At 34.9% G+C, this 15,082-nt stretch carries 10 protein-coding genes and 1 other RNA gene; 4 read left to right on the plus strand and 7 right to left on the minus strand.

The features are described 5' to 3' along the window. The first annotated feature begins 221 nt into the window (after positions 1 to 221). From C0512_RS04930 to C0512_RS04940, 3 genes are all read left to right on the plus strand, one after another. Complete coding sequence (locus tag C0512_RS04930; protein WP_290859387.1) at positions 222 to 2,915, plus strand: T9SS type A sorting domain-containing protein; 2,694 nt, start codon at positions 222 to 224, stop codon at positions 2,913 to 2,915. 402 nt (positions 2,916 to 3,317) lie between these two features. Beyond that, positions 3,318 to 4,289: a tetratricopeptide repeat protein gene (locus tag C0512_RS04935; RefSeq protein WP_290859388.1), complete on the plus strand. Its 972-nt coding sequence runs from the start codon at positions 3,318 to 3,320 to the stop codon at positions 4,287 to 4,289. Between the two features lie 80 nt (positions 4,290 to 4,369). Then, complete coding sequence (locus tag C0512_RS04940) at positions 4,370 to 4,762, plus strand: DUF1398 family protein (protein WP_290859389.1); 393 nt, start codon at positions 4,370 to 4,372, stop codon at positions 4,760 to 4,762. A 115-nt stretch (positions 4,763 to 4,877) separates the two neighbouring features. Here the strand turns inward: C0512_RS04940 and C0512_RS04945 are convergent, their stop codons facing one another. The 7 genes from C0512_RS04945 to C0512_RS04975 form a co-directional block, all read right to left on the minus strand. Continuing rightward, the gene (locus tag C0512_RS04945) at positions 4,878 to 5,300 is read right to left on the minus strand and encodes a lipocalin family protein (RefSeq protein WP_290859390.1); all 423 of its coding nucleotides are present in this window, start codon (positions 5,298 to 5,300) and stop codon (positions 4,878 to 4,880) included. Between the two features lie 214 nt (positions 5,301 to 5,514). Beyond that, entirely contained in the window at positions 5,515 to 6,951 is a 1,437-nt protein-coding gene (locus C0512_RS04950; protein WP_290859392.1) for an MFS transporter, read from the minus strand. 242 nt (positions 6,952 to 7,193) lie between these two features. Beyond that, positions 7,194 to 8,948: a discoidin domain-containing protein gene (locus C0512_RS04955; RefSeq protein ID WP_290859393.1), complete on the minus strand. Its 1,755-nt coding sequence runs from the start codon at positions 8,946 to 8,948 to the stop codon at positions 7,194 to 7,196. Between the two features lie 68 nt (positions 8,949 to 9,016). Continuing rightward, positions 9,017 to 11,314 carry a beta-glucosidase BglX gene (gene bglX, locus C0512_RS04960; RefSeq protein WP_290859394.1) on the minus strand — a complete coding sequence of 766 codons (2,298 nt, stop codon included), beginning with the start codon at positions 11,312 to 11,314 and terminating at the stop codon, positions 9,017 to 9,019. A gap of 50 nt (positions 11,315 to 11,364) precedes the next feature. Next, positions 11,365 to 12,057 (minus strand): glucoamylase family protein, encoded by a 693-nt coding sequence (locus C0512_RS04965; RefSeq protein WP_367160532.1) that lies wholly within the window; start codon positions 12,055 to 12,057, stop codon positions 11,365 to 11,367. 22 nt (positions 12,058 to 12,079) lie between these two features. Continuing rightward, complete coding sequence (locus C0512_RS04970; protein WP_290859395.1) at positions 12,080 to 12,790, minus strand: hypothetical protein; 711 nt, start codon at positions 12,788 to 12,790, stop codon at positions 12,080 to 12,082. An 82-nt stretch (positions 12,791 to 12,872) separates the two neighbouring features. Next, a complete protein-coding gene (locus C0512_RS04975; RefSeq protein ID WP_290859396.1) occupies positions 12,873 to 14,075 on the minus strand; it encodes an NAD(P)-dependent oxidoreductase in 1,203 nt (400 codons plus the stop codon). A gap of 152 nt (positions 14,076 to 14,227) precedes the next feature. Here C0512_RS04975 and ssrA point away from each other — a divergent pair. Next, positions 14,228 to 14,626, plus strand: a transfer-messenger RNA (tmRNA) gene (gene ssrA, locus C0512_RS04980). The last annotated feature ends 456 nt before the right edge of the window (positions 14,627 to 15,082 follow it).

Consider the following 15,082-nt stretch of genomic DNA (forward strand, 5'->3'; position numbering starts at 1 on the left):
ACCTCATCAAAAACTATCCCAAAGCTTCGGGATTAAAATAATTATAAAAACAACTTTGTTTTCTCGAAGTTTCGGGGTTTTGAGATTGATTTTTAACTTGTTTTACCAGTAAAGCTTCTGCCCTATTTAGATTATAAAAAAAGTAAGAAAAAGTTTGGAACGATTCGTTGATTTGAAACGAAAAGACTACTTTTGAAAAAATTTTTTAAAATCAAAAATCAATGAATAAAAGTTACTTTTTAGTAATCGCTTTTTTAAGTTTTTTTACAAGCATTGCTCAACAACCCGGAGATTTAGACGCTACTTTTGGATCAGACGGAATTGTTAGATCTAATTTATGGAATGCCGCTTTTAATGTAAAAAGTCATGTTGTTCTTGCTGACGGTAAGACAATTGTTGCCGGTGAAATAAATAATGGCACCTATCCAAAAGGTTTTATAATGCGGTTGTTGACCAACGGCGAACTGGACACTACTTTTGGCACGAATGGAAAAGCTGTTCACCCCTTTCTTGCCGGTTTTAACGTAGTAAAAGTTCAAACCGATGGTAAATTATTGGTTGGCAGTATGTATAACAATGATTTTGCAGTGGCCCGCTATTTAGCTAACGGTAGTTTAGATACTGCATTTGCTTTTGACGGAAGTTATTATAACACCAATCCGGATGCCTTTCCTTTTTCTTCTCATCCTGTTGTTGATTTAGAAATTCAATCGGACAATAAAATAGTTGGCCTCACCACGACCAACGTAAATGATTTAAATTACTATCGGTTGTTCCGATTAAATTTAAACGGAATTTTAGATTCTTCTTTAAACGTTACTGATAATTTTGGTACAACGGATAATCCGGTTGCCTTAAGCATTCAATCAGACAACAAACTAATTGTAAACGGATATTACTATAACGGTTCAAGTCCTTTTGTTTTTATTGCCCGTTATAACACTAATGGCACGGCAGACAGTTCGTTTAATTCAAACGGAAGAAGAGCTTTTTCTATCAGCAATACAACAGCCGTGAGAGCAACCGATTTGCAATTGCAACCGAATGGAAAAATTCTGTTCAGCGGAAAATACTACTCTAACGGAAATGCATTGTTCATGGTTCGATTTAACACGAATGGCTCTTATGACACTACGTTTAGTGGTGATGGTTTTCAATCTGCCACTGTTGATGTAGGCTTTAGTCGTCCCGGAAAAATTGCTTTGCAATCAGATGGGAAAATTATCCAAATGGATACTTATCAAAACATCTCTACAGGTTATGAAGACATGCTTTTTGTTCGTTATTTATCTAACGGAGAATTAGACACTACTTTTAACGGAAGTAGCTGGGGTGTTGTGCTTCCTTTTAATGGTTTGAATGATACAGCAGCGTGCATTTCAATCGTTGATGATAAATTAATTATTTCCGGAAACGCAGAAGCTACTGTCCTTGACAACAACATGGCTTTTGCTAAATTCAATTTGAACCCGCTTTCATTTGATACTACTTTTGGAAATAATGGAAGAAAGCAACTGAATATTCCTTTTCCAACGTATGAAGAAATTAAAAAATCGGTGGTGCAATCAAACAATAAGGTTGTGGTTCTTACCCGAATTTTTGTCAACAACTTGTATTTTTCAGGTTTGCAACGATTTAACGAAGATGGCTCACTGGACAGTACTTTTGGTTCTAACGGAAAAATTGGTCTTGGTTTTTATTTTACAGATTTTGATGCTTTGGCAGTGGATAACGCAAATAATATAATTATAAGTGGTTATACTTCGTTGCAAAGCGGTCTTATTCTTCGCATTACCCCTGCCGGTGCTTTAGATGCAACTTTTGGCGATCAAGGGATTACCTATTTGCCGCAAGATAACTTTAATTTTATTCCAAGAATTAATTCTATAAAAATTCAAACAGACAATAAAATTGTATTGGGCGGCGGGAACAATGTTAACGGCATTATTGATTATCTATTAATCCGCTTGAATGCAAATGGAACTTTAGACTCTACTTTTGGCGATAACGGAATAAGTGAAGTGGGCTTAACTAATACATATGAGATGATTACAGCTCTTGAAGTTTTAAATAATGGAAAAATTGTAGCGGTTGGTTTTACACAAGAAAATTATGGTAATGATCTTCAAGCTGTTATTCTGAAATTCAATTCGGTTGGTTTGCTTGATCCTACTTTTAACGGAAATGGTAAATATTTTACTGAAAAGGCCGTTGATTTTTATATGAATGGTGATATTAAAGTTCAAACAGACGGAAAAATTCTGAGCACTTTTGAATCGATTAATGATAATTTTATTCTTTATCGTTTAAACAGCAATGGAACTGCAGATGTTAACTTTGGTTCGGGTGGCTATGTTAATACATTTGTAACCGGATTTGATAAGTCGGCACAAATTCATTATAACCCAACCAATCAACATATTACTTTAATTGGCACGACGCTTACAGATGATATAGGGAAATTTGCTTTAACCCGTTATTTTGGAAACGGAGATACTGATTTCTCTTTTGGTGATTCCGGTAAGGTTATCACTGATATTGGTCATTTTACACAAGTTATTTCAGCTTCACCAACCTCCGACGGAAAATTAGTGGTTAGTGGTCTTTTGTATGACGATGTTGCCAAAGATTATGATCAAGTGATGGCTAAATATTATTTAGAGGAATCGTTGAGCCTTAGTGACCAACAAGCTGTAAACGTTCAATTATATCCAAATCCGACAACAGAAAAATTGTTTATTCATCTGAAAGATGGCACCGCCGCCAACAACTATAAGGTTACAGATTTGACCGGAAAAGTTTTGTTGAATGGGAAATTTGCTTCTGAACAATGTGTGCACGTTTCGAATTTAACGAATGGTGTTTATTTTATCACCATTGATGAATTTCAACCTATTCGATTTATAAAACAATAACAAACTTCTACTTATATAAAAACGGCTTGACAATACTCAAGCCGTTTTTTTTTAGGTGAACTTTTGGTCGGGGTTTTAGAGAAATGGAAAGGTTTAAAATGAATCCCTATTCATTTCTTTTTTTTTCATTAATTTCTTTTTTAACACTATTTATTTTGGTTTAAAACCAATATATTTACTTCATAACAACTAAAAATTAGTTCATTCAAATTTTTTTAAGATTTGTTATAGAAAAAATTAAACGAAAATTCACATAACAACTAATGATTCTATCGACTAGAAAGTTAACAAAAAACGTTTGTTGAATAGAATCTTTGGGAAGTAACTTTTTAATAAGGAAAATTTATGGGCGTGAACTTCACTTTATGAATCAGATACATTAATTATTTAAACAAAAGAGAAATGAAAAATCTTTTACTACTTCTTATTTTTATCTCTATCTCCTCAAACGTAATTTCACAAACAAATGAAAAGTCAAGTTCAGCATCATTATTAAAAGAATTAGCTGAAAATGGTTGTAAATGTGTTGATTCAATAAACACTTATAACAAGCCAAAAATTGAAGTTACTGATGCAATTAATAAGTGTATCAGCAAACAAGTTGGAGCTTATCAAATGGGCTCAAAGCTAATGCAACTTGACGATTTAAAAGAAAATGCAAAAGTTGTTGATGGGAAAAAAGAAATAAATATTTCAATTAATGTGAACGAAAACTCAGTTGAATATAAAAAATATTATTATGAGTTTGAAAGCTATATGATGACAAATTGTGCTTCGTTAAAAGAAAAAATTGCAAGTAGTGATAAACATAATTCTAAATCATTTTCTGAAAACAAGAAGGCCATTGAATTTTATTCAAAGGGATTAGATGAATCAAAAAAAGAGAATTATGAAAAAGCAGTTGACTATTTTGAAAAAGCAGTAAAAGAAGATCCAGAATTTGCCTTTGCTTGGGATAATTTGGGAATAAACTATAGAAGATTAAACAATTTTGATAAGTCAATAGAATGTTATCAGAAATCATTAACAATAGATCCTTATGGTTTAATGCCTTTACAAAACATTGCCATAGTTTACCAATATAAAAAAGAATATTCTAAAGCGATCGAAGCTTATGGTAGATTAGCCAAAATAGACGTAAATAATCCGGAGGTTTTTTATGGGATTGGAAATATATATGCAACAAATCTAAATGATTATGAAAATGGATTAGATAATATGTGTAAAGCCTATACTATTTATGTTCAACAAAAATCACCATATCGAGTAGATGCAGAAAAAATAATTTCGCTTATTTATATTGAAATGAAAAAACAAGGAAAGGAAGAGGAATTTAATAAAATTTTAAAAGCTAATAATATATCACAGGAATAGAATGCTGATTTGTTAAAGCTTATGTTTGATTTATTGATTGGAAAAAAAACGAAACTTTGAATAACCTTAAAAAACATCTTATGTTTACCGTAACACAAATAGAATTAGCTCACGCGAAAGTGAAATCAGGAGCTGATTTTCCGCATTATATTCAGGAAATAAAAACAATTGGGGTTAGTGCCTTTGAAACGTGGGTTTTGGATAGTCACACCGTTTATTTTGGTGAAAATGGTTTTCAGACCAAATCAGCCCCTAATTATGAAGCGTTGATAATAGCTCAGGAAAGTAATAAAGAACTGTTTAGGCATTATCTAAAAATCCATCAGCAAGGGGAATCAGACTATTTTACGTTTTGTAAGCATTGTGCTGAAACAGGGATTGAAAAATGGTTTGTTTCTTTAGATAAAATGACTTGTACTTATTTTGACAAGGTTAAAAATGAAGTCTTGGTGGAGCATGTTCCTTCTGTTTAAAAAATATAAGCAATTTGAAAAAAAAGAAAAAAAACGGAAACAACTAATCAAAGTCATTCCCATTTTTCAAATACAAACCTAAAAAATTTATGTTTTTAGTGGTTGTAAAGACCGTTTAGTCTCTTTCGTACACTTCAATAAGACCATTAGCGTCTTTTAATTTTAATTCCGATAAAGTAAGATTTACGATGTCTTGCACTTTAGTTTCTCCTTCTAAAATAGTCGTTAAATCATTATGAGATCTAGAGTAAGTTCCTGTTCTGGTAATTAATTCACAAGGATTATTTGATGAATCATAATTACCTTGATTCACATCGTTATCAATTTTAAGGTCAAGATAATCTTTGTCACAACCACTTTGATTTTGAGGAGCATCAATTAAATATTCTTGTCCGGCTAAAGTGGTCCCTACTTTAGTAATGTTCCATTTTCCGGCTAAAGGAGCAAGCGTTTCCCCATCGTTATCATCATCGCTACAAGAAGTTGCAAACAATCCTAAACTTAGGGCAAAGGCGAATAATAAACTACGATTTTTCATAATCATTTCTTTAATTTGTTAGGTGTAAAAGTAATTGCATGACCTAAGAGGCATGTTATAGAATTATTTCTTTCCGTTACATAATTATATTTTCCAATTGTTGAGTGAAATATTAGGCCTTTTAATCTGATTTATCTGAGTCCAACAATCCCTTAAAACAAAAAACCTGACAGTAAGCAACTGTCAGGTTTTTTTAATTATAATGTATAGCTGATTAATGTCCGCCGGAAACTTTTTTATCAAAATCAATTCCTTGGTTTCTTAAAATTCCGCTTACTCTCCAAGCATAAAAAACTAAATAGGCAAAACAAACGACTCCCACAATGTAACTGAAATGAATGTTTGTTGCATCCGAAACCGCTCCTTGTAACCAACTTACGATTCCGCCTCCCATGATCATCATGATAAGGAAACTACTTCCTTGACTGGTATGTTTACCTAGACCACTAATAGCTAACGTAAAAATACAAGGCCAAAGTGTACTACAGAAAAGACCAACACTGGTGAAAGCATAAACACTGACCATACCATCTGTAGCCATTCCTGTTAATAAAGCAACGATACCCAGAACAGAAAATATTAATAACATTCTGGCCGGATTACCTTTGCTGGCCATATCTGCAATGATTAATACTAAAATGATTAATCCGTATACATAGAAAGGTGTTAAATCATGGTTCATGAATTTATTTACACCTAAGAAAACACCAAAAGCAAGGTAGGGAGCTATGAAACGCAATATTTTTTGCAAATTCATATCGTTAGTAAACGCTTCTACTGCCCCAGTCCATCGACCAATCATCAAACTCGCCCAATACAAAGAAATGAAGGGAGCAATATCTTGTGTTTTGAATCCTAAATTGTTTTCCATGTAGGCAGGAAGGTTACTTGCGGTAGATACCTCTACTCCTACGTAAACGAAGATTGCAATCATTCCCAAAATTAACTGCGGGTATTTTAAAGCCGAACTTCTTGCTGAAGTTTTATCACTTTCTGTTTCAACTACGGCTTGAGGTTTATCCGGTAGAGAAGAAAACTTTAATAATATGGCAACCAATAAAAAAGCGGCTCCCAAAACTAAATAGGGAACTTTTACACTCTCAATACTCATTTCAGAATTGCCGGAAGTAACTGAACCGAAAATGGCAAAACTTACGATTAAAGGTCCAATAGTTGTTCCTAAGTTGTTGATACCTCCTGCTAAAGTTAATCGTTGTGAGCCGGTAGTAATTGGTCCGAGAGCAATTGCAAGCGGATTAGCGACCGTTTGTTGCAAAGAAAAACCAAGAGCTACAATAAACAAACCGGATAGCATTAAGGGAAAAGAACCCGTATTAGCAGCCGGATAAAATAATAATGTTCCTAAAGCAGAGATAACAAGTCCTAAAGCCAAGGAATTTTTATAGCCAATTCTATTAATCAAATCACCTTTGGTCAAATAAGAAATAATCATGTAAATGATAGAACCCACCGTATAAGCGACATAAAAAGCCACAGAAACTAATTGGCTTTGCCCTTGGGTTAAATCAAAAGCTTTTTTGAAAACGGGAATTAAAATATCGTTGCTGGCGGCAACAAATCCCCAAAAGAAAAAAACGGTTACTAGAGGAATAAACTGCCCCCACTTGGTTTGTACTTGTTCTGCACTCATTTGGTTTTGGTTAAGAGATTAGTTTTGAACTTGTTTTGAAATTAAATTTTATTAAATCCTGAAAAAAAATGTGTCTATACTAAAAGACTGCTAATTTTTTGCTGAAATAATTCCTAAATATACATTTATGTCAAAATGTAAAGCCAATTATTTGTAAATAGTTTTCAACGAAAACGTTTTCAAAGCAACATTTTTTTGAAAAAAGAAAAAAATACAACGTTTGCGAAGAGCCTAAATTCGGTTTATTCGCTTTTTTTAATTTCTGATTTCGGGCCAATTCCGTTGTTATTAAACGCTTCTATTTGAAAATAATAAACATCCGAACGGTCTAAACCATTAAAATAATACTCCGTTTTTCCATAGACCATGATGGAACCGTATAATTTATCTGGTGATTTGCCGAAATAAATGACATAGCCGTCTGCAGAAGGTTCCTGTTGCCATTTGAACCAAACATTTCTGCGTTCGCCTTCCACTTTGGGTCCGGAACGAAGCGGAACAAAGTTTTTAACCATCTGCGGTTTATCGCCGGAACCTTTTCCAAATACCCGAAATCCGCTTAAAGCAAACTTACCGGTTGGCATTTGGTAATTTTCGAGTTTTATAAATCGAGCTTTAAAGGGTGTTTGAAATTCGATATATTCATGCGGGACATCTTTTCTACTTTTGCTTTTGTCGGCAATGATTTTCCACTTTTTACCATCGTCAGAAGCGTATAAAATATAGTTGTGCCCCGTTGTGGTTTTGGGTTTTCCCATGATGTCAGCATCTTGGTCGGCAAAATTGATTTGGATGGCATTAACCGTGCTGCTTTCGCCTAAATCTGACAGGAAATATTCGCCTTTATTGCCCGTTTTTGCACTCCAATAGGTTTTTATGTCTTCGTTAACGGCAAAGTTTGGTTGGTAGCCACCCAAAGTAGAAGAAACCTGCACCGGTTTATTGTAATTCAACAGCATCCAGCCGGCAAAATTCTCGTTTAAATGATTCTTGTTTTGAGAAGGCAAATAGGTTGGATAATCACCGTAAGCTGTATTGCTGTACATTATTCCGTCTTTATCAAATCCGGCAGGCCAAATACCTACTCTTCTTTCAAAATTGTTTTTAACGCAAATTCCGATGGTGGAAACGTGCCAATATTGTTCTTTGTTATCTTGAAAAGTTGCTCCATGCCCTGCTCCTCTGGCAAAACCGCCGGGTTTATAGGAAAACGGATTATGTGATTGGTATTCAAAAGGGCCTAGCGGACCATCACCCACATAAACCCCATCGGCATACCCGCTGAATTCTGTTCCGGGAGCACCGTATTGCAAGTAATATTTGTTATTGTATTTGGTCATGAAAGCCCCTTCCGTAAAAGGTTGCAAAAATGTATTGTCGTTATTTTCACCAAATCGTTCCCAGCCGTGTTCATGGTCGTTTAAGGCTAAAACAGAAACTGGTTCTCCTTCCGGTTGAAACGTTTTTCGGTTTAGTTTTAATCCGTATAAAGGATATAAATTGCTTGAACCATAATACAGATAGAGGTCATCTTTTTCTTTATCCCAAAAGATTTGTGGGTCCCAAGCTCCTGCTTCTTGCTTGTGAACAAGTTCTTTCCAATCGTCTACTTCGGGATTTTTACTCATCCAAATGGGAAATTCTTTAGTATGGGTGGAACCAATTACTAAAAGTGTATCGTTTACAAAAGACAAAGAAGGAGCACATAATTCATCCCAAACTTTGTGTTCGGGTCGAAGAAATTTTCGGGGAACAAATTTCCAATCGAGCATGTCTTCGCTGTGCCAATATCCCCATTGGTTAGTGGAAAATAAATAGTATTTCCCTTTGAAGAACGTAATGACCGGATCGGCTGTAGCCCTATGTTTACCTTGTGTTACAAATGGTTCAATGGGACAATAGCCGTAATCGATATTGATAGGATTACAATATGTTTTTTGTTGAGCATACGTTTGTATTCCCAATAAAAACAACAGCAATAAAGTGATTTTTTTCATACTGCAAGTTATTTAAAAAAACCCTTCGAACGAATCCAAAGGGTTTCCTCGAACAAAAACTCAAAAAATTATTTAACTAACTCAATGCTAACTTTTTGTTGTACATCAGAATTGGTTCCGATAAAAAATTCAAAAACTCCAGGTTCAGCAACAAAATCTAAATTGGAATCATAGAATTTTAAATCTCCCACAGACAATTCAAATGAAACGGTTTTTTTCTCTCCTTTTTTAAGGGCTATTTTTTGAAAGCCTTTCAACTCTTTGATGGGTCTCGTTACTGAACCCACAACATCTCTACTGTATAATTGAACTACTTCTTTACCGTCGAAATTACCTGTATTGGAAACGTCGACAGAAACAGTTATTTTATCTGAGAAAGTCATTGTTGGACTGGAAACTTTCAAATTGTCGTATTTAAATGTGGTATAACTTAACCCATATCCAAACGGATAGAGTGGTTCATTTCTTTCGTCAATATAATTTGAAAGAAATTTTACAAACTTACCTTCTTTATTCGTTAATGGTCTTCCAGTATTTTTATGGCTGTAATAAATTGGAATTTGTCCAACACTTCTTGGGAAAGTAGCGGTCAATTTACCGGAAGGATTTTCGTCTCCAAACAACACATCAGCGATGGCATAGCCTGCTTCTGTTCCGGGAAACCAAACGTTTAAGATGGCGGAAAGGTTTTTATCTTCTTCCACTAAAACCAACGGACGGCCGGTAAATAATACCAAAACAACAGGTTTGCCAGTTTTTAATAATGCTGCCAATAATTCTTTTTGAACACTTGGAATTTCTAATTCCGTACGGCTACTGGATTCTCCACTCATTTCAGAAGATTCCCCCAAAGCAGCTACTATTATATCCGCTTGACCGGCAATTTGTAGAGCCTCGTTTAGTAGTTGTTCTTTCGTTCGGCTATCTCTGTTTAATGTTTTGCCAAACATAGTTGCCCGCTCTTCATAGGCTGCATCTTCGGTTAAATTGCTCCCTTTGGCATAAATTACTTTAGCGGATTGTCCAAGCACTTCTTGCATTCCCTTTAAAAGTGGAATTGCCATTTCATGTTTTGTTGCCACACTCCATGTTCCGGGCATGTTGACTGCATTATTACCCAATGGTCCTACAATGGCAATTGTTCCTGCTTTTTTCAAAGGCAATAGTTGGTTGTCATTTTTAAGTAAAACAAATGATTCCGCTGCTGTTTTTCTGGCTTCTGCCCTATTTTCTTTGGTAAAAATATCTGTTTTATTCCTTTTTAAATCACAATATCTATAAGGGTCTTCAAATAATCCTAAATCATATTTGGCATTCAAAATTAATCGAACGGCATTATCAATTTGTTGCATGGACACTTTGCCTTCGTCTAACGATTTTTTAAGTGTGTTTAAAAATCCACCGCTAACCATATCCATTTCAATTCCTGCCTTTAAAGCCGCAGCGGAAACTGTTTGAAAATCGCCAATACCATGTTCCATTAATTCTTGAACGGCGGTGTAATCTGTTACTACAAATCCTTTGAATTTCCATTGGTTTCGTAAGACTTCCGTCATTAACCATTTATTAGCGGTAGCAGGAACACCATCCACTTCATTAAAAGAAGCCATCACTGAACCAACTCCGGCGTCAACGGCAGCTTTGTAAGGCGGAAAATAATCATTGTACATACGAATGCGACTCATGTCGACTGTGTTGTATTCTCTACCCGCTTCAGGAGCACCATATAAAGCAAAATGTTTGACACACGCTAAAATGGTTGAATTGAGAGATAAATCAGTTCCTTGATACCCTTTAACCATTGCTTTTGCTATTTGACTTCCGAGGTAAGGGTCTTCCCCTGAACCTTCAGAAACTCTACCCCAGCGAGGGTCGGGTGAAATATCAACCATGGGTGAAAAAGTCCAATTGATTCCATCAGCACTAGCTTCCTTTGCTGCAATTTGAGCACTGCGTTCGATTAAACTTAAGTTCCAAGTGCTGGATAATCCCAATGGAATTGGAAAAGTGGTTTCATATCCGTGAATAACATCCATTCCGAAAAGCAAAGGAATTTTTAAACGCGTTTGTTCAACAGCAATTTTTTGAACCTCTCTAATTTTAGAAGCTGATTTTATATTGAATAAACCCCCTACTTTACCCTCTTTAATGTTTTTTGCAACATCTGAACTATTTGCCTGACCGGTTGTTATGTCGCCGGATGTGGGCAAGTTAAGTTGTCCTAGTTTTTCCTCCACTGTCATTTTAGCGATTAACTCTTCAATAAATTGAGCTTTGGAAATTGGGTTTTGGGTCTTATTCGTCGTTTGGGCAGTTCCCAAAAAAGTGAAGAATAAAAGTAATAAGGAGGTTTTAATAAAATTCATTGTTGTATTTTTTCTGATTGAACTATTTATAAAAATAGTCCGTTTTTATTTTAAAATCCATGTTGAGTGGATGAAAATCCTAAATTTTGTAATCCTGTTTTTACTTCAGGAGCTTGCATGAATAAATTCCACAAGAAACCTGTTCTGTAATTTTCAATCATCGGAACGATAGTTCCCTGATCGATGGCTAAATATCGTTTGGTTACCCAATTATGGTGAGGCGAAAAAGCATCATAAGGTCCGGCAACTCCAATCAATTTGTCTTTCCAATCTTCACTTTCATAAAAGTAACGAAGGGCTTTCATTGATTCTACAGGAGTGTACGGGAAAGAAGATAAGGCAGCAGTAGGAGAAATTACTCCTCTATCGTTGCCCGGTTTGTGGTCAGTGTAGCCAACCGAACCGTTATTATTTCTCGAATAACTGGCGGTTAACCCCCAACATTCTTCGCTATAACCAGTCCAACCTACGGGATTTGCAACACAATAGGCATGCATGATTTTAGCATGATTTTGTGTTAACTCCCAATAATTTGCATATTGGTCAGTTAATCCCCTTGGGTCTAAACCCAAATAGGAATAATGTGCCCAAAACATTGGACCAACATTTCCTGTTGCTCCATTATAATTAAAAACAACCGGAATATTATATTTTAATCCCGGGTGAACAATGCTTCCATTTCTTGCCCATGCCTGATGATAAGCTTCATTAGGAATAGGATGAGTGGGAGATGATGCTCCCATGATATACGTAATTAAACATTCGTTATATCTTCCAAGGGTATAGTTCGCCGTTTTTTTCTACAAAAACACCCTTTTTTTGAGTAAAAACGTAAAGTGTATTTTTATTTTTTTCAATAGCATGAATAACGTTGTTATCTACTATTTTCCATTTCTCAATTTTGGTGAATTTCTTATTTTCAAATTCATAAATTCCATTTCTTACAGAAGCGGCATAAATTTTATTATCCACTACAAAGCAATAGGAAATTTGGAATGGAATTCTGATTTTTTCTATGGTTTTTCCATCAAAAACAAACAAATCATTGAATGACTGAAAGTATATTTTTTGTTGAAATTTAAAAATTTTCCAAATTTCTTCATTATTTGAATAACCGGTAAATAGTGCTTTCCCTTTACTCAAAGAATGATAAATCATCTCCCCGTTGGTTCTAATCCAGTAGCCAAATTCAGTGTAAGAGCCACAATAAATTCGGTCACCATCTGAAAAAACTGAACGAATAATGGTTTTATTAGGAAGAATATATTTATCCCATTTAACACCATTGTACCGCAAAAAATAATGATTATTGGCAAAATACATCGCATTGTCATTACCTTGTGTTACGCTCCAAATTTGATTATCACCGTTATAATTTGATTTGGTGAAATTTTCAACAAAAGGAAGTAACTCCTGTGAAAAACTATTCAAGGAACACCATAAAATGAAAAGAAAAAGGCAATTTTTTTTCAACATTGGGTATAATATTCTCCAAATGTAAAAAACAAATCGGACTTAACCATTAAATTAGGCTACGTCAATAAGAATCAAAGGGATTTTACTTCCCCTCTACATACTCTTGTAAATAACTGAATCGAGGTGTGAGCATTCCGTTTTCAGTCATTTTTGCCCGTTGCAAAATTCCGTCTTTATCGCCGTTAAAGAAAGCCGGGATGACATGTTGCATAAACATTTCGCCAAAGCCTTCACTGGCATCTTTTGGTAATTCACAAGGTAAATTATCTACGCTCATGACCATTATTGAGGCCGGATGCGAAAACGGTACTTCTTTATTTTCAAAAGGTAAATAACCAAAAAATGGGTCGGCAATAGTCGATGCTTTTATGGTGCAAGCAATGGGACCATTGACATCACAGGAAATATCTGCCACTACTTTTATTTTACAATCTGACTTTTTGAGCATTTCCTGGGTCAAAATATAGGGAGCATTATTGCCATAAAAATGACCTGCCATAAATACATCGGCTACTTTTGTAAAACGTTCAAAATCGGAAATATATTCTTGTGGATTTTTATAAAAATCTTGGTTTTCAAGTTGCTGACCGTCTTTTCGTTTATTGTAATCTAAAACATCTATTTGAACATAAACCGGCTCTGAATATAGTTTAGTCAAAAAGTTTTCAACGGAAACTTCTTTGATTTTAATGGCATCTAAAATTTCTTTAGCCCCCATGCCTACTTTCCCTTTTCCGGTAAGGACGATTTTTATGGGAGGCAAAACCTGTCTTTTTAATTTTGCTATTAATTCGTCTTTCCCTTTTAATGTTTCAGCTTTTGGAATATTGAATAACTCATATTTAATTCCGAAACCACGAAAAGCGTTATAAGCACCTACAATTCCGGCATAACGCCCGAAACCTATTAATCGTCGGTTTTGTTCATCAACAATGGTTTCGTGGTCATATAAATCGATGTTTTTGTCTAGAACTGCTTGGAGTAATTTTCGATTATACGGTTGTTTTTTGATTGTATGTGAAAAGAAAAAGTATTTTTTGTTTGGAAGTAGTGCCTCAACAGGAACTTCTTTTACACCAATTAAGACATCGCAAGCAGACATATCATTTGTTACTTCCAACCCTAAATCAGTGTAGGCAGAATCAGGAAAAACTCTGATGTCTGAAGCTTCTATTTTTATATTTGCTTCAGGAAATTGTTTTTTTAACCGCACCAATTCTTCGGGTGTAAATACAACTCTTCTGTCTGGCGGGTTTTTACGTTCTTTGATGATTCCGAATGTCATTTGTGATATTTTTATTGTAATGCTTTAAAAATGTTTCAAATGTAACATTATTGAATAAGTCAGGCAAGTTTTATTTATGACAAATTTTCATGTATCTTTGTGGCTTGATTTTTGTGTTTGCTTGGAATAGCAGACAACAAATGCAAAAAAATGGGGTCGACCGGTTTTGACAGCGGGTGGAACTAAACGGTAAGCACGTCGAGCATTGGACATTTGGCTCGTAAATATCAAGGTTCACACTTTATAAACGGCGAAAATAATTACGCTTTAGCTGCTTAATCTGAATTATAGTAAGATTTGCCTAGTTCCTACCAGGTAGGAAAGCTAGATTCACCTCGAAAGCCTTGGTTTGTGGCGTTTGATTTAGGTGAACCGAAAAAATAAACCTAGAAACGGTAAAGCTTTAAATCCGTTTTGACAATTATAAAGCTAAGCAAGAAGTGGCTGCCTTTGGCCTTGCTTTTTGTCGAAAATTCAATCGGAGGATAAACGCGTAGAAAGCTCTTTGGTTGCTTGTTTGGACGAGAGTTCGATTCTCTCCGACTCCACTGGGAGGGATGATTGAAGAATCATCCCTCTTTTTTTTGTAAAAAAGACAACCTTTTTCACTCATTTTCAAGTGATTATGAGAAAAAATATTTAACATGGTGGGTGTTCGATAGGTACCCTCCTGATAGTATAGGTTGCTGTCGAACACCAAGTTTACAAACTCTCTTTTTTGTAAAATATCAGCTCTTAAATACACTGAACGAATGTCAGTTAGCAATTCTAAGTTTTTCTCTAAAATAGTAAATGCGTTAGTTTCATTTTTGCTAAGTCTTTCTATTGCTGCTTTTGCAGATAAGATAGAACTATTGAAATTTGAATGCCACCTTTCATAAGTTTCTTTAGATATTTCGTTATTAATCCATTTCTCCTCGAGTGAGAACATCTTCTCTTGGGTATCATCTACTAGCTTCTTCTTTTCAATTATTTTTTGTTTATTAGACTTGATATGGTCTTCCAAT

This window comes from Flavobacterium sp., assembly GCF_013822155.1.
In the GTDB taxonomy this organism is placed as follows: Bacteria; Bacteroidota; Bacteroidia; order Flavobacteriales; family Flavobacteriaceae; genus Flavobacterium.